Source organism: Marivivens sp. ABH4_498, assembly GCF_056160585.1.
In genome coordinates this window covers 266751-280953 of the sequence record NZ_JBSWXL010000004.1, presented here as the reverse complement: position 1 = coordinate 280953, position 14203 = coordinate 266751, and the positions used below count along the sequence as shown (strand labels likewise).

The following is a 14203-nucleotide window of genomic DNA, read 5'->3' as shown; positions in this document are numbered from 1 at the left end:
TATGGCGCTGCCTTCGGGAAAATTAACGTTTCTTGAACGGTCTGGATACCGCAGGCGGCGCATGCGCGATGTGGCACGCGTGTTGCCGATATTTGCGCTGTTTCTGTTTAACATCCCTCTGTTGTGGCCGCGCGGAGAGGTCGGAACCTACGGGACCAGTAGCGCAGTGATTTTTATCTTTGCTGTCTGGATGTTATTGATCGTTCTTACAGGTGTTTTGCTGTATCTGATCGGCGCTAAAAAGTCCGAGGATATGCGGTAATGCTATCGTTCAACGTCGTTGTTGGCGTCGCGTTATCCTATGTTGTTTTCCTGTTTGCCGTTGCTTTTGCTGCTGAACGCAGCGCTGATCGGGGTCACGTCAAATGGCTGCGGTCACCGCTGATCTACACGCTGTCATTGTCCATCTACTGCACCGCTTGGACGTTTTATGGCGCTGTGGGATACGCAGCGCGATCTGGGCTAGAATATCTGACGATCTATCTGGGCCCAACCGTGGTCATGATCGGCTGGTGGTGGGTGCTGCGCAAATTGGTCCGCATCGGGCGCAGCCAGCGTATTACGTCCATCGCTGATCTGATTTCATCGCGGTTCGGTAAATCCACCGCATTGGGCGTTTTGGTGACATTGGTCATGGTTGTGACAGCGACCCCGTATTTGGCGCTGCAATTGCAATCTGTGACCTTGTCCTTTGCGGTCTTTGCAAATGCCTCTGGTGCCGTTTGGATGACCGAGGATTTGACCCGCTCGGCCCTATGGGTGGCGTCTGGCCTGGCCTTGTTCACCATCGTATTCGGCACCCGCAATCTGGATGCCAATGAACGCCATCATGGTATCGTTTTGGCCATCGCGGTCGAAGCTGTGGTCAAACTCTTTGCACTTGTGGCGGTTGGGGTGTTCGTCATTTGGGGGATCGCGGGCGGTGTCGGGGAAACCTTGCAGTTGATTGATGCGTCGCCTTTGGCGGCATGGGAACAGCGCGCGGATCGCTGGCTGGGTCTGACGTTTCTATCTGGGGCTGCATTTTTGACTTTGCCGCGGATGTTTCAGGTGTTGGTTGTGGAAAACGCCGATGAAACAAACCTGATCACGGCCAGCTGGGCATTTCCATTGTACCTGATGGTCATGAGCCTGTTCGTGGTCCCCATCGCGGTTGTCGGACTGAATGTTTTGCCGGCAGGGTCAAACCCCGATTTGTTCGTTCTGACCATCCCACTGGCCGAAGGTCGGACCGGCCTTGCGATCCTTAGCTTTTTGGGCGGGTTTTCATCGGCAACATCGATGGTGATCGTGGCGACCATCGCGCTGGCGACCATGATTTCGAACCATATCGTCACGCCAATTTGGCTGTCGTCCAAGGGCGCGGGCGCTGTCGTGTCAGGGGACGTGCGGCAGCTGGTTATCGGGGCCCGCCGTTTGTCGATCGCGGGCGTTTTGCTGCTGGGATACATCTATTACCGCCTATCGGGCGGCGGGGCGGCTTTGGCCTCTATCGGTTTGATTTCGTTTACGGGCGCAGTGCAGGTGCTGCCTGCGTTGATCGGTGGCATCTTCTGGCGCGGCGCAACGCGCTGGGGCGCTGCGGCGGGGGTGTCGGTCGGGTTCATCGTCTGGGCGTGGACCCTGTTTTTGCCATCCTTTGGCGATGCTATTATTTCGCAATCGGTCATTGAAAATGGTCCATTCGGTATCGGCCTGTTGCGACCACAGGCGCTGTTCGGAATCGAAGGTTTGGACACTCAGGTGCACGCGGTGATGTGGTCGATGCTGTTGAACACATCCGCGTTCTTTTTCGCGTCGGTCATGACGTTCCCGTTGCCTTTGGAACGTCTGCAGGGGGCGCAGTTCGTGAATATCTATGACCATTCCGATGGGGCGCGGGCGTGGACAACATCGTCGGCCGAAGCCGAAGACCTATTGGTCATGGCTCAGCGCATTTTGGGCCCCAGCGACGCGCAGGCCCTGTTCCAAACCGAAGCCCAATTGCAAGGCAAAGCGGGCTATCTGCCCGAGGTTACCCCCGATTTCGTCCAGCGGTTGGAACGCGAACTTGCGGGGTCGGTCGGGGCCGCAACGGCGCATGCGATGGTCGGTCAATTCATCCAAGGCGCATCCGTTTCGGTCGAAGATCTGATCGCCGTTGCGGACGAGGCTGCGCAGATCATGGAATATTCCAACCGACTAGAGGCAAAATCGGCCGAACAGGAACGCACCGCGCGGCAACTGCGGTTGGCCAACGAAAAACTGACGAAACTGTCGATCCAAAAGGACGCGTTCCTATCGCAGATCAGTCACGAATTGCGCACTCCGATGACTTCGATCCGTGCGTTTTCCGAAATTTTGGGCGAAGGCGGCATGTCCGACGACCAGATCGGCAAATATTCGGGCATCATCCACGAAGAGGCCAAACGCCTAACCCGACTGTTGGATGATCTGCTGGACCTAAGTGTTCTGGAAAACGGTCAAGTCACGCTGAACATCAGTCGTGGCGATTTGGGCGATCTGATCGAACGGGCCATTGCGGCCAGCAATATCGCGACGAACGCCATGCGCATTCGTCATCTGCGCGCAGATATTCCGATTATGCTGGAAACGGATTTGGATCGGTTAAGTCAGGTGTTCATAAATCTGATCGTGAATGCGGCCAAATATTGTGACGCGAAACGCCCTGAACTGCGGATCGTTCCGCATCAGGTGTCAGGGCGCTGGGTCGTGGATTTTGTCGATAACGGCGCCGGTATTTCCGAAGAAAACCAACAGGTTATTTTTGAAAAATTCTCGCGCCTGGCTGATTCCGTGACGGCGGGCGGTGCGGGGCTGGGGCTGGCGATTTGCCGCGAGGTGATGCAGCGCCTGGGCGGAGAGATTTCCTATCTACCGGGGCAGGGCGGCGCGGCGTTCAGAATTGTTCTGCCAGTGCGGTCGGATTAACCATTTGCTAAAGGTCAGATGGGTATTCCCATGATGAAAGGTCATGGTGATGCACGATTCCGATCCATCCATTTTATCGCAAATGCTACGCAACCCGACCCCGCCAGAGCCTGCACCCGGGCCTGACAGGCTATTACGGGTTGCTGTCGAACGGGCGGCTGATGCCTTTGGCCCTTTGACCGAACAGGCGGTGGGAATTGCCCTGACCAAAGTGGCGTTGGATGATCTGCATTGTTTGGTGGATGAAACCTGCCTGATCGCTGCATTGGATCGCGGCGGAAAAACGGCGGGCGCGGTCATGCTATGCGCCGAATTGCGCAATGCATTGGTTGAATTGCAAACCTGCGGTGCGGTGCAGCCCCGTGTTGCGCCGATGCGGGGCGCAACGCCTGTGGATTTGGCGTTGGTCGCACCCTTTGTCACCGACGTTTTGGCGCAGTTTGAAACGGTGTCCGGCGATGTCAGCGTGGTGCAATCGGCCAAGGGTGCAAAAACAGGGGCCATCATTCGTGCGGCGCGGTCTTTGCCTATGTTGCTGGCGGATGGGGTCTACGACGTTATCACCGCGACGTTCGATCTGGGGCATGATCGGATAGGGCGCGCGATGTTTGCAATGCCGCCTGTTGCAAAACCAAAACCCGCCACCACAGAAAAACCACCCGCAAAGGTGACGTTATCGACGGCCGTATTAGACGCGCCAACGCGTTTGGATGCCGTGCTGCATCGTTTCAAATTGCCGATTAGCGACGTGGAACAGTTCGATGTCGGACAATTGATCAGATTGAACGGTGCGGCCATCAATCATGTCGAATTGCTGGGGCCAGATCGGTCCTGCGTGGGCATCGCGCGATTGGGTCAGATGTCCGGCCAAAGAGCTGTGCGACTGGATGCAAAAACGCCGCCGGAAATGACCGACGGCGGAATTTCTATTTCTCAATCGGACCAGACGCCGATTTTAGCTGCCGGCAATCGCGGTGATCTGGGGGACTAGGCCCGACAGATCATAGCCTGCATTGCTGGTGGCGGTCATGATATCTTCGACCGACATGTCTTTGGCCATGCCCAGCGACCAGACGATCGACGAACGAGTGCCCGACGCGCAATAAGCCAACACAGGACCGCCTGCCGATTTCAACGCCGCGATTTGGGTTTCAACCATACCCATATTCAGCCCCGCGTGGGTGACAGGATTGACGGTGAACGCCAATCCAGCCTCTTTCGCTGCGGCTTCCATCGCATCGGCCTGCCATTCTGGCGGGATCTCTGCGTCTGGGCGGTTGTTGATAATCGCCACGTAACCGGCCGCTTTGATTGCGGCCATGTCCTCGGGGGCGATCTGCGGCGATACAGCGTAGCTGTCAGTAATCGGTCGAATATCCATGACGAATCTTTAAACCGCTGCAGCGGCCGCGTCTAGACGGGCTTTCACCATTGGTGAAATGTACATGCCGACGCCCATCGCGAGAACAAAGGTTGCGCCTTGTAGGCCACCAAAGGATAGCGATGCGATGGCCGGACCTGGGCATAGGCCAACCAGTCCCCAACCCAAACCGAACAGGGTCGACCCAATGATCAGGTTGCGACCGATGACGGGATCGGGTTTCGGTGGGAACATGCCGCCCAGCGCAGGGGTGCGGTTATTGGTCAAACGCCACGCGATAAACATCGGGATGATGGCGCCGCCCATAACAAAAGCAAGCGTTGGATCCCAGTCGCCAAAGACGTCCAGCCAACCCTGCACCTTACGGGTGTCAGTCATGCCGGAAATGAACAGGCCTGTGCCGAACAGACCACCAGAGATAAGAGCAAAAAGGTTACGCATTAGACCCATCCCAGCAGATGTTTAAAGATGACCACACCAAAGCCGCCCGCCATGATGTAGAAAACGGTTGCAGCAATGCCGCGCAGGCTTAGGCGGGAAATGCCGCAGACGCCGTGACCAGATGTACAGCCGTTTGCCATACGTGTGCCGATGCCGACCAACAGACCAGCAACGATGACAGCCGCTAGGTTGGATGTTGCATAGGTTTGCGCTGCGCCTTCGCCGCGGATGTCGCCCAGCAAAAATGCCAGAACAGTCGGCACGCCGAACAACCCGACGAGGAACCAGATACGTTCTTTGGATTGGGACCCTGCGCTGCCGTCAATCAGCCCGCCTATGATTCCCGATGCCCCCATAATCCGACCGTTCACCAACAGGTAAACAGCGCCGGCAAGGCCGATGATCACACCACCGGCTAATCCGAAAAGCCAATCAATCTGCATTTTCTTTTCCGTTCGCTTGTATCTGGGCAGAAATTGCAGCTCTGCCCAGTTTGGTTATTTGAATTTCAGCCCAAAACGCTCTAACACGGCTGGACCCGCGCATTCGGACATGGCGTTTGCCACGGTGAATCACGCGTTCGAATAGGTATATATTTGGATATTGAAATATTTCAAGTCTATTATATATGATGGGTATGAGTTATGAGGGTGCGATGACTGACCTAGCTTTTACTGCTGAAGAAATGAACCAAGCCGCCGACGAAGCGGCAGAAGTTCTCAAGGTTCTTTCGAACCCCGCTCGTTTGCGCATTTTATGTGCTCTTTTGCCGGGCGAACGTTGTGTGAGTGACCTAGAGGAAATGTTGGGCGCGTCCCAATCCTATGTATCGGGCCAATTGGCACGGATGCGTTCCGAAGGTTTGGTGACATGCGACCGTGATGGTCGAACGATTCATTATCGCATCGCAGATGAACGCATCGCGCCGATTCTAGAACGACTATACGAAGTATTTTGTCCCAAATCGCTTTGAGGCATGACATAGGTCATGGCTTTGTCATCGAACGGGTTTTACAGTAGTTGACGTGGGGGAATTTCAATTTCCTTAAAGGAGGAGTCATTATGCTGAAGAACCCATTCGAAGCACGTCTGAACGAAGTCCTTTCTACTATCCAAAACTGTGCGGCTGGTCGCCATCAGCATCAACCTGCGTTAGATGCTGTTTTGACCAAGATGCGCGAAAGCGGACTGCCTATCCCGCATCGTCTGGTTGAATTGAACAATTCAATGTTGGACGAAGCGGTCGAAGCGCAGTTTGATAATCTGCCTGTGTAACCCAACACGCCCGATTTTGCACCAAACGGTCGTATTTTCAGCGGAAATTGCCGTTGTGGTCTTGCTATGATCCGCCGCTTTGGCACAATTAACCAAATTGTGTAGCAGGGCAGGCGGGATCGTTCGGTGAAATTGGTAAAATTCCGTATTTCGGATGGTATCGCGATTGTAGCGTTGGCATCAGGGCCCGTGAACGCGTTGACCCATCCACTACGCGACGCCTTGGCGGATGTGTTCAATCGCATCGCCAATCGCGATGACGTGCGCGCGGTATCTCTTACGGGCGAAGGCGTGACGTTTTCGGCCGGATCGGATTTGCGTGACCTGTCGGACGTTACCCAATCGCCGACCCTTTATGACATTTGCGAACAGATCGAAAACTGCGCTGTACCCGTTGTGGCTGGGCTGCATGGGTCTGTGCTTAGCGGCGGTTTCGAATTGGCGATGGCCTGTCATTTCCGCATCGCATCGCCCGACGCCCATTTCGCGATGCCAGAGGTCACGTTGGGCATGATCCCCACGGGCGGCGCAACGCAACGGTTGCCGCGTTTGGCGGGGTTGGGTGTCGCAATGGACATGCTGATCCAAGGTAAACCCATTGGCGCAGAAGCGGCCAAAAAGGCGGCGTTGATCGATGGCGTGATCAACGGAAATGTTCAGGCCGGCACCATCAGGTTTGCCCAAGCTATCGCAGAGGCGGGCAAACCCGCGCGCCGCACCTGTGATTTACCTGTGAAACCCGATGGACGCAGCTATTTCGCGGCCATCAAAACCCGCCGCGCTGTTGCAGGCTCTAGCCCTTTGATCGCACCAAAGGCGATTTTGGACGCGCTAGAGGCGGCGGCCATGATGCCGTTCGACATTGGGCTGTCGTTTGAACAGGGCCGCGCCGAGGACGTGATCGCAGATCCGCAATCTGCGGCGCTACGGCGTTTGTTTGCAGTTGAACGGCGGTTGCCCGAAAACCTGATCGCACGTGATGCTGAAACCCGCAAACGGGTGTTAGGCCCGACCGGACAAAACGTAGTCGAACGGTTGAAACGCGCGCTGGAAACGGCACAAACCGCGATGCAGCAGGCCGGAATATCCGAAATTGCCATCCAGAATGCGATGGCCACGTTCGGGTTAACATCGCCCGCCGATGGCGAAAGCGGCCCAGGCAATGGCGCAGTATCAGATCAGGTTCTGGGCGCTTTGGTGGCCGAAGGCGGCCGCATTATTCAGGACGGTTTGGTCAACCGCGCCGCCGAATTGGACGCGGTGGCCGTGTTCGGATTGGGGTTCAGTCGCTGGCTGGGCGGTCCGATACAGGTCGCACAAAAACGCGGTTTGTTGCACCTGCGCAATCAAATGCGGGACTGGCAACAACTCAGCCCGGTTTGGGCTGTGCCGCCAATGATGGAAGAGGCGGTAAAATACGCCTCTGGTTTTGATGGTCTGGTTCTAAAACGCGCCAGTTAACCTAGGCTGATGCCCAGAATAACGGCCATCAGGCCCAAGATCGAAAACAACAACGCGCCCAAATTGATCGGAATGATTTTGCCCAGACGCGCGCGCAAGTCTTCGTCGTCTGTTGCGGCCTTGCGGGCTTTGCGCACCATCACGACGGTAAATAGCAATCCGCAGATGCCAATGACGCTGATGGCGGCGCCGATCCAGATCAAAAGGTCCATGTGTTTCTCCTTTGCTGCGGGTGTCCGCCTAACGTGGGGGCGGGGACTTGGCAAGGGGGCGGTCAAACGCTAGGGATTGCGGCAACCCAAAAAAGAGCAGGAGCCACCATGTCCGATTCCGTTACCGAAAGCGTCGCATCCCAAGAGCTGCGCCAGTTCATCGAACGTGTTGAACGCCTAGAGGCCGAAAAGAAAGACATCGCCGAAGCCATCAAAGAGGTCATGGCCGAAGCAAAAGGCCGCGGCTACGACACCAAGGTCATGCGCAAAGTCATTTCTCTGCGCAAACGCGACGCCAACGATATCGCCGAAGAAGAAGCGATTTTGGATATGTATAAATCCGCGCTGGGCATGGCGTAAAACATTAGGGGGCCGCGGCCCCCTTTTTTATGGTTCGATAAACCGTACGCCGTCCATTGTCGCAATGACATCGATATCGGCCTCGTAGGCGGTGGTCAGGGATTCGACGACGTATTCGTCCCACTCCGGAATTTCGATGTCTTCGATGATTTCTTCTTCGATTGCGAACCGTTCCAGAAACGTTGCAATGATTTTGCGTTTCTTCGTTTCGGTTTGTGGCGGGTGATCTTTGATATAGGCGACGAACCTTTGCATGCCTTCGGGCGACATGATTTCGCGCAACAGATCAAAGCCGCCCGTGATACGCGTTTTGGGATCGATCCCCGAAATTTCGCGGATCAATTGCGCCCAGATGAATGGCGTATCTTCGTTGCACCACACGGTGATCGGAATCCCGGGTGCGTTTTCCTGAATGCGGCGGATGACATCAGACCAGCGAATGTTGTCCAGCTGAGCGCCTCGCAAAAACGTATTCACGTCTTCGGTTTTTGATTTGGCCAGCGTTGCGGGGATAAAGGTCGCAGGGTCGCGAATACCCATGTAGAACGAAATCTTATCGTGCGGGAATAGGTCGCGCAGGGTCGCGCATTTGGCCGATGCCAGTGAATAGAATTCGCCGCCCTCAAAGATACGGTTGGGAACGCAGATAAAATCTGGGTTCGATAGGATCAATCGGCTGCCTTCTTGATCCTCTAGAATAGCATCAATCAATATGTCGCGGGTATCAGCAGAGGGCAGCATCCCATTGAGGTTATTCAATGTTTCCCGAACTAACCTGCGATACCGATTGGGGCGCGGCACAACAATACCATGTTCGGCGAACCGATCCGCGTTTTTCAAAAGGCTTTTCAGTAGACGTTCTTCGTCTGTGCAACTTGCGCCGATGTGGAACGCAATTTCCAAGTGCCTGCTCCTTTTGTGCCTTCTTTGTGCGTGGTTAATATACGGTGATTTCTGGACAGGGAAACCGGTTTCGGCTAGGCCGTGATTTATGTCCGATGAAACTAGTCAGAATTATGCCCCTCTTGCGCGTCGATTGCGATTTGATCCGTGGTCTACAGCGTCGGTTCTGATTGCGCTGTTGGTGCTTGCGCCGATTGTTGCAGTACTGTGGTTTGCGGCGACGCCCACCGATAATATCTGGCCGCACCTGATTTCGACAACGTTGCCACGGTATTTGGGCAATACGCTGGTTTTGATGTCAGCGGTTGGAATTGTCACAGCGGCGGTGGGGGCAGGGGCTGCGTGGCTGGTTGTTATGTACCAGTTTCCCGGACGCCAGTGGATTCAGTGGGCATTACTTATGCCTTTGGCCGTGCCCGCCTATGTTGGCGCATATGCGTTGGTCGATTTGTTTGAATATGCGGGCCCGGTTCAAACCGCGCTGCGCGACGCATTTGGCTGGGCGCGCCCCTCCGATTATTGGTTCCCCGCGATACGGACGCGATGGGCGGCTGTGGTGGTGCTGTCAGCGTCATTATACCCTTATGTGTATCTGTTGGCCCGCGCCGCATTCCGTGAACAATCCGGCGCCGGATACGAAGTCGCCCGCGCGCTGGGTGTTGGGCCTTGGGGCCGTTTTTGGCGTGTAGGTTTGCCTTTGGCGCGTCCCGCGATTGCGGCAGGCTGCGCGGTGGCGATGATGGAGACGGTGAATGATTTCGGCACCGTCGATTATTTTGCCGTGCAAACCCTGACCACAGGCATTTTTTCAACGTGGCGTCAGGCAGGCAATCTGGGCGGGGCTGCGCAAATTGCGGTTCTGGTGTTAGGCCTTATCGTGATGTTGGTGACGTTGGAAAAATTTTCCCGCCGCAAAAGCCGCTTTTTCACGTCTGCACGTGGCCAACGCCCTGTGTCGCCCGTTGCGATCAGAGGCACGGCCAAATGGTTGGCAACAATCGCCTGCGTCATTCCGCTGCTGATCGGCTTTGTTCTGCCTGTCTACGTTCTATCGACACATGCGATGGTTGCTGCGGAATGGGTCGCGCCTGGTTTGCTGCGGGCACTGGCCCATACATTGGTCGTTGGCGGAGCAGCCGCGATTCTAACCGTGTTGGGCGGCGTCGTTATGGTCTACGGCGTGCGCCTGTCGGGTAAAAACCTGCCTCGGATTTTGATGCCGGTCACCGCAATCGGCTATGCCGCGCCCGGCGCTGTTTTGGCTTTGGGCATTTTCGTACCATTGGCGGCGATTGATAACCGCGTGGCCGATGCCGTCCTGTCCGTGACAGGCTGGGATCCGGGTTTGATTATGACGGGGTCGGCCGCGGCGTTGGTGTTGGCCTATGTCGTTCGATTCTTTGCCATTGCCCAAGGCACAGCAGACGCCGCATTGGGCCGCGTGTCGCCCAGTTTGCCTATGGCGGCGCGGTCTTTGGGGCAATCGGCGGGCGGGGTTTTGAACCGAATCTATCTACCGCTGGTGCGTGCGTCTGTTGGGTCGGCTTTGCTGCTGGTTTTTGTGGACTGCGTCAAAGAATTGCCCGCCACATTGTTGCTGCGCCCGTTTAATTACAACACGCTGGCTACCCGCGTTTATGACAAAGCAAGCCTTGAAAACTTGACCGAAGCGGCCCCTGCGGCGCTGATGATTACGGTTGTTGGACTGGCTGCCGTCGCTTTTCTTGCTCGTGCGAACCGATAGGGGTTGCAGCCTCTGAAATGTCAGGCTAATACCCCGCGCAGTGCCCCTATAGCTCAGCTGGTAGAGCAACTGATTTGTAATCAGTAGGTCCGCGGTTCGAGTCCGTGTGGGGGCACCATCACAATCCTTACATCGCTGATGATACGCCGCCACATTGGTGGCTAATGGCCTTAGAATTCGGCCATTAGCGAGATAAATGCACCTTGGTCGTTGCGGGTCAGATCGGTCAGGTCATCCGAAAAATCGGTCGCGTTGTATCCGATTCCCAATGACACAGTGTCCGTGACCTTGCGGCTAAGGGCGATCAATGCGCCGCCTTGGGTGAAATCAGCATCCACAGCATTCAGGTAGCGTAGTTCAACCAACGCGTCCCATTCATGTGGCAGATGGTATCGCGCGTTCGCCACGACGATCCATGCGTCATTATCGGTATAGGCGGATGCAGCGTCTGGCGCGCTTTGGCTGATGCGCGCGCCCAGTTTGCCGCTGATGGTCCAACGGTCGGTCAAATCATAGATGGTGTTTATGGACGCAACATGGCTGCGCTGCAGCGGTGCCTCGTCATCCGGCCCGTCGGTCGATTGGCCATAGTCATCGGCCAAATAGGTATAGGACGCCAACACATTCAGGCGGTCATTCGTTGTGGGGCGATAGGCATAGCCCAATTTTGCACGCACATAGTCGCCTGCAGGCAGGGTGGCGTCATCGCCTATTGTTCTGATGCCATCAAAGCTCAGCAAAACGCGCTGGTCATCATTGATGTGCACGATGCCATCCATCACCACCGCGATGGTTTCGCGGTCAACGTCTGTTGCGGATAGGGTCCCGTTGTCGCGGCGATATTCCAATAGCGCACTAAAGGCGTTTTGGGTTTCATATGTCGCGTCATAGGCAAAGCTGACCGCGTGTCGGTCAAAATCGCCAGCGGGGTCGGTGATGCGGCCCATTTCAAACGAACCGCTGATGGTTTCGCTGTTGGTCAGGCGGTATTCGGCACCAAACGTCGATCCGATAGATTGGTGACGCCCAAACATATCATAGCTGTTTTCGGTAAACACATTCAGGTCCGACGTCAGCTGGGACGACCCGCCCGTGATGAATCGGCCTTTGTCAGAGCCGACCAAATCAACCCCGCTGATGGTGCGTCCAGCGGCCAGTTCATAGCCGAAATAGGTTGTCGTCGTGCCGTTGTCGTAATCCAGTCGCAACAGGCCGCCTGTTCCTTCGGTGCCTGTCGATAGTTCGGCGGCGGCTGATAGCGTTTCGGTCAATCCATAGGACGCGCCAACGCCGATACGATCGTTGCGCGACAATGCGACTGAACGGTGCAATGTCGATTGGCCGAATGCATATGCGGACAGCGCGTCATTGGGTGCATAGGTTGCCTTTACTGCGGCATCGGTACGGCGGCCGTTTTCGGCCGGATCCGCAGTATCGGTTTCATCTGTGTGGCTGACGCCGAAATCCAGTTCCCATTTGTCTGACACGGCATAGGTCATTTCGCCGACAACTTCGGTTTGAGTCGTCTGGCCAGATTGGCTGCGTTCGGCGGCAATGCCCCATGTCAGGCGGTCAGACGGTACGACCGTGACATCGAACCCTGTTGTGTTTTGGTCCGTCTGAAACTGACGGTCTGGTGTCGAAAACCCTGCCGAATACCGTTCCGCCCAAACCCGTAGCTGACCTTCGGCGTTTGCGCCCAGATCAGATAGGTCCACGTCTGCATTCAATTTGAATGCCCGCCCGTTTCCTGCAGTCGGCGCGGTGGTTTCATAAATGCTGCCGCCGTCCGCCGAAAATTCGGCACCATATCCCGGGCCACGGGTCATTGCGGCCTCTGCCGTGATGACGCTATTTTCGCCAAAATGATACGCGATATCAACGCCCTGCGCGGTTTGGTCGGCAGAGCCTGTTCTATCGACTGTAGCCGTTGCGCCGATTTGCAGGCTGTCGTTTGCCCAGCCTTCGACGCGGGTGCCATAGGCATATCCGTCAATGTCGTCGCCCGTCGGCGCATAGTCATACTGAACGACCAAGGATTGCGTATTTTGGTCCGATGCCGCCAAAACCAACGCGCCATCGTCCGCAACCGTCGCGGTTAAAGGGGCGGACAAAGTGATCAGGCCTTGGGTATAGTTGATGTCGTAATCGGTGCCGGCGGTGAGGTATCGGCGGGAAATGACGCGGCCTGTATCAGGGTCGGCAACCACGATGGTGACTGTTTCCGATCCGGGGGCGATGAATTGTTCATTCAGGAAATACACCGACCCGCCCGTGCCGCGCAGGATGTCGCGTTTCGTCAAAGAATCGGGCGTGGCGGCATAGGCCGAAACCGTGACACGCGGATCGCCATTGATCGTGCGGCTGGGCATTTCATAGCGTCCCGATGCGCCGTAGATCGACCGTTCGTTTCGCATCAATTCGGTGCCGGTCAATGGGGCGCGCGCATTGCCCCACATCACGTATGATCCATCGCGTTCGGCGCGCAGGTAAAAACGCCCGTCGGTCGGTGCATCGTTGATCGCGCTGCTGTCGTCACCATAGGTGGCATAGGCCAGATCGGGGTTTAGGCGCGCCAATAGGTTCAGCGGGTCGGACTGCGTGAAATCATCAAACAGCTGGTTTAATGGCCGTTCACCTGTATCTGCCGCGCCGACAAAGGACCAACCTTTTGCGGTGCGGCCTCTGGTATAGAATGCGATCTGGCCGCGGTTCCACGCATCGCCCGATGACAATGATTGGCCGTAGGTCAGCTCTGCACGGCCCGTGGTTTCCCATTCGCCGTTGGGGATCGTAATAACGGGCGACACCGATGCCGCCCCATTGGCCGATGCTGCGATAATGTGGCTGCCAACCGGCAAAATCCGTTGGATCACAGCGCGGCCGTTCGGCCCAGCCGTATAGTGATCGCCGAATGCATGCAGCGCCGCGCCTGCGGGCAAATCGGTGGCACTGACTGTGACCGCCCCGCCTGCGACTGCGATGGACCGATGTGCCAAAGACAGGGATGTATCAAAGGCGCGGTCGGCATCAATTGGGATGGCAATGGTTTCGTCATAGCGGCCACCGTGTCCATAAACCCGCAGGGCAATCCGCTGATGTTCCAGTGCAGCGACGGTTACGGTATCCCCAATAGGGGCAGGGTGGACCGCCACCAATTTGCTGCCGTCATAAACGCGCAATTCGCTGGCAGAAATAAACGCGGGATAATTGGACAGCGTTTGAACCGCTGCGCGGCCGTCTGTCACGCGGATCGACATATCCAAAACGCGCGGCGCAGACAGACCATCGGCGATCACATCAATGCGGCCCTGCTGCAATTGCAGGATTTGGCGATCCGGCAGCGTTTGCGCCAGCGCGCGGTCCCCAGATACAGGTGCGCCGCCGACGACAATGGCGAAACCGGCTCCATCTCGCGCCACACCGGCAGAGCCGATGATTGCGGCGGTGGACAGTAAAAGGGCAAAGCGGTGTGTGTTGGTCATCATTTGTCTT

General features: G+C 56.3%; 14 protein-coding genes and 1 tRNA gene. 9 read left to right on the top strand and 6 right to left on the bottom strand.

Annotated features, from left to right (window positions below; translation table 11 throughout):
• Position 1 precedes the first annotated feature (1 nt).
• Genes ACXAGA_RS11525 through ACXAGA_RS11515 form a run of 3 tightly spaced genes read left to right on the top strand, consistent with a single transcriptional unit; the run spans position 2 to position 3922 of the window.
• Positions 2-262: a hypothetical protein gene (locus ACXAGA_RS11525; protein ID WP_475117622.1), complete on the top strand. Its 261-nt coding sequence runs from the start codon at positions 2-4 to the stop codon at positions 260-262.
• On the top strand, positions 262-2931 hold the full coding sequence (locus ACXAGA_RS11520; RefSeq protein WP_475117621.1) for an ATP-binding protein: 2670 nt from the start codon (positions 262-264) through the stop codon (positions 2929-2931). The genes ACXAGA_RS11525 and ACXAGA_RS11520 overlap by 1 nt, the downstream gene beginning before the upstream one ends.
• Positions 2932-2980: 49 nt before the next feature.
• Complete coding sequence (locus ACXAGA_RS11515) at positions 2981-3922, top strand: FliM/FliN family flagellar motor switch protein (protein WP_475117620.1); 942 nt, start codon at positions 2981-2983, stop codon at positions 3920-3922.
• Here ACXAGA_RS11515 and ACXAGA_RS11510 read toward each other — a convergent pair.
• From ACXAGA_RS11510 to ACXAGA_RS11500, 3 genes are read right to left on the bottom strand one after another with little or no spacing between them, the layout of a single operon-like run.
• Positions 3887-4312, bottom strand: coding sequence for a protein tyrosine phosphatase family protein (locus ACXAGA_RS11510; RefSeq protein ID WP_475117619.1), 426 nt, complete (start codon positions 4310-4312; stop codon positions 3887-3889). The genes ACXAGA_RS11515 and ACXAGA_RS11510 overlap by 36 nt on opposite strands.
• A 9-nt stretch (positions 4313-4321) precedes the next feature.
• Positions 4322-4753 carry a DUF6691 family protein gene (locus ACXAGA_RS11505; RefSeq protein ID WP_475117618.1) on the bottom strand — a complete coding sequence of 144 codons (432 nt, stop codon included), beginning with the start codon at positions 4751-4753 and terminating at the stop codon, positions 4322-4324.
• A complete protein-coding gene (locus ACXAGA_RS11500; RefSeq protein WP_475117617.1) occupies positions 4753-5196 on the bottom strand; it encodes a YeeE/YedE family protein in 444 nt (147 codons plus the stop codon). The genes ACXAGA_RS11505 and ACXAGA_RS11500 overlap by 1 nt, the downstream gene beginning before the upstream one ends.
• A 212-nt stretch (positions 5197-5408) precedes the next feature.
• Between ACXAGA_RS11500 and ACXAGA_RS11495 the strand changes: the two genes are divergently transcribed.
• The 3 genes from ACXAGA_RS11495 to ACXAGA_RS11485 all read left to right on the top strand — a co-directional run bounded on the left by ACXAGA_RS11495 (position 5409) and on the right by ACXAGA_RS11485 (position 7489).
• On the top strand, positions 5409-5726 hold the full coding sequence (locus ACXAGA_RS11495) for an ArsR/SmtB family transcription factor (RefSeq protein WP_475117616.1): 318 nt from the start codon (positions 5409-5411) through the stop codon (positions 5724-5726).
• Positions 5727-5815: 89 nt separating this feature from the next.
• The gene (locus ACXAGA_RS11490; protein WP_475117615.1) at positions 5816-6028 is read left to right on the top strand and encodes a hypothetical protein; all 213 of its coding nucleotides are present in this window, start codon (positions 5816-5818) and stop codon (positions 6026-6028) included.
• 126 nt (positions 6029-6154) lie between these two features.
• Positions 6155-7489: an enoyl-CoA hydratase/isomerase family protein gene (locus ACXAGA_RS11485; protein ID WP_475117614.1), complete on the top strand. Its 1335-nt coding sequence runs from the start codon at positions 6155-6157 to the stop codon at positions 7487-7489.
• Here the strand turns inward: ACXAGA_RS11485 and ACXAGA_RS11480 are convergent.
• Positions 7486-7701 (bottom strand): hypothetical protein, encoded by a 216-nt coding sequence (locus ACXAGA_RS11480; RefSeq protein ID WP_475117613.1) that lies wholly within the window; start codon positions 7699-7701, stop codon positions 7486-7488. The genes ACXAGA_RS11485 and ACXAGA_RS11480 overlap by 4 nt on opposite strands.
• A 108-nt stretch (positions 7702-7809) precedes the next feature.
• On the opposite strand from ACXAGA_RS11480, the gene ACXAGA_RS11475 reads away from it, so the two are divergent.
• Positions 7810-8061 carry a DUF2312 domain-containing protein gene (locus tag ACXAGA_RS11475; protein ID WP_475117612.1) on the top strand — a complete coding sequence of 84 codons (252 nt, stop codon included), beginning with the start codon at positions 7810-7812 and terminating at the stop codon, positions 8059-8061.
• 27 nt (positions 8062-8088) lie between these two features.
• On the opposite strand, the gene ACXAGA_RS11470 is transcribed toward ACXAGA_RS11475, so the two are convergent.
• On the bottom strand, positions 8089-8964 hold the full coding sequence (locus ACXAGA_RS11470) for a hypothetical protein (RefSeq protein WP_475117611.1): 876 nt from the start codon (positions 8962-8964) through the stop codon (positions 8089-8091).
• Positions 8965-9052: 88 nt separating this feature from the next.
• Here ACXAGA_RS11470 and ACXAGA_RS11465 point away from each other — a divergent pair, with 88 nt between their 5' ends.
• Positions 9053-10708 carry an ABC transporter permease gene (locus tag ACXAGA_RS11465; RefSeq protein ID WP_475117610.1) on the top strand — a complete coding sequence of 552 codons (1656 nt, stop codon included), beginning with the start codon at positions 9053-9055 and terminating at the stop codon, positions 10706-10708.
• Positions 10709-10750: 42 nt separating this feature from the next.
• Positions 10751-10826 (top strand) — tRNA-Thr (locus ACXAGA_RS11460).
• Positions 10827-10878: 52 nt separating this feature from the next.
• Here the strand turns inward: ACXAGA_RS11460 and ACXAGA_RS11455 are convergent.
• On the bottom strand, positions 10879-14196 hold the full coding sequence (locus ACXAGA_RS11455) for an RHS repeat domain-containing protein (protein WP_475117609.1): 3318 nt from the start codon (positions 14194-14196) through the stop codon (positions 10879-10881).
• Between the last annotated feature and the right edge of the window lie 7 nt (positions 14197-14203).

What these genes read in the sequence shown, in the direction of transcription:
- ACXAGA_RS11505 (WP_475117618.1), bottom strand. Translation starts at nt 4,753, where the DNA reads ATGCGTAACCTTTTTGCTCTTATCTCTGGTGGTCTGTTCGGCACAGGC.
- ACXAGA_RS11455 (WP_475117609.1), bottom strand. Translation starts at nt 14,196, where the DNA reads ATGATGACCAACACACACCGCTTTGCCCTTTTACTGTCCACCGCCGCA.
- ACXAGA_RS11500 (WP_475117617.1), bottom strand. Translation starts at nt 5,196, where the DNA reads ATGCAGATTGATTGGCTTTTCGGATTAGCCGGTGGTGTGATCATCGGC.
- ACXAGA_RS11490 (WP_475117615.1), top strand. Translation starts at nt 5,816, where the DNA reads ATGCTGAAGAACCCATTCGAAGCACGTCTGAACGAAGTCCTTTCTACT.
- ACXAGA_RS11520 (WP_475117621.1), top strand. Translation starts at nt 262, where the DNA reads ATGCTATCGTTCAACGTCGTTGTTGGCGTCGCGTTATCCTATGTTGTT.
- ACXAGA_RS11510 (WP_475117619.1), bottom strand. Translation starts at nt 4,312, where the DNA reads ATGGATATTCGACCGATTACTGACAGCTACGCTGTATCGCCGCAGATC.
- ACXAGA_RS11475 (WP_475117612.1), top strand. Translation starts at nt 7,810, where the DNA reads ATGTCCGATTCCGTTACCGAAAGCGTCGCATCCCAAGAGCTGCGCCAG.
- ACXAGA_RS11515 (WP_475117620.1), top strand. Translation starts at nt 2,981, where the DNA reads ATGCACGATTCCGATCCATCCATTTTATCGCAAATGCTACGCAACCCG.
- ACXAGA_RS11465 (WP_475117610.1), top strand. Translation starts at nt 9,053, where the DNA reads ATGTCCGATGAAACTAGTCAGAATTATGCCCCTCTTGCGCGTCGATTG.
- ACXAGA_RS11480 (WP_475117613.1), bottom strand. Translation starts at nt 7,701, where the DNA reads ATGGACCTTTTGATCTGGATCGGCGCCGCCATCAGCGTCATTGGCATC.
- ACXAGA_RS11495 (WP_475117616.1), top strand. Translation starts at nt 5,409, where the DNA reads ATGACTGACCTAGCTTTTACTGCTGAAGAAATGAACCAAGCCGCCGAC.
- ACXAGA_RS11525 (WP_475117622.1), top strand. Translation starts at nt 2, where the DNA reads ATGGCGCTGCCTTCGGGAAAATTAACGTTTCTTGAACGGTCTGGATAC.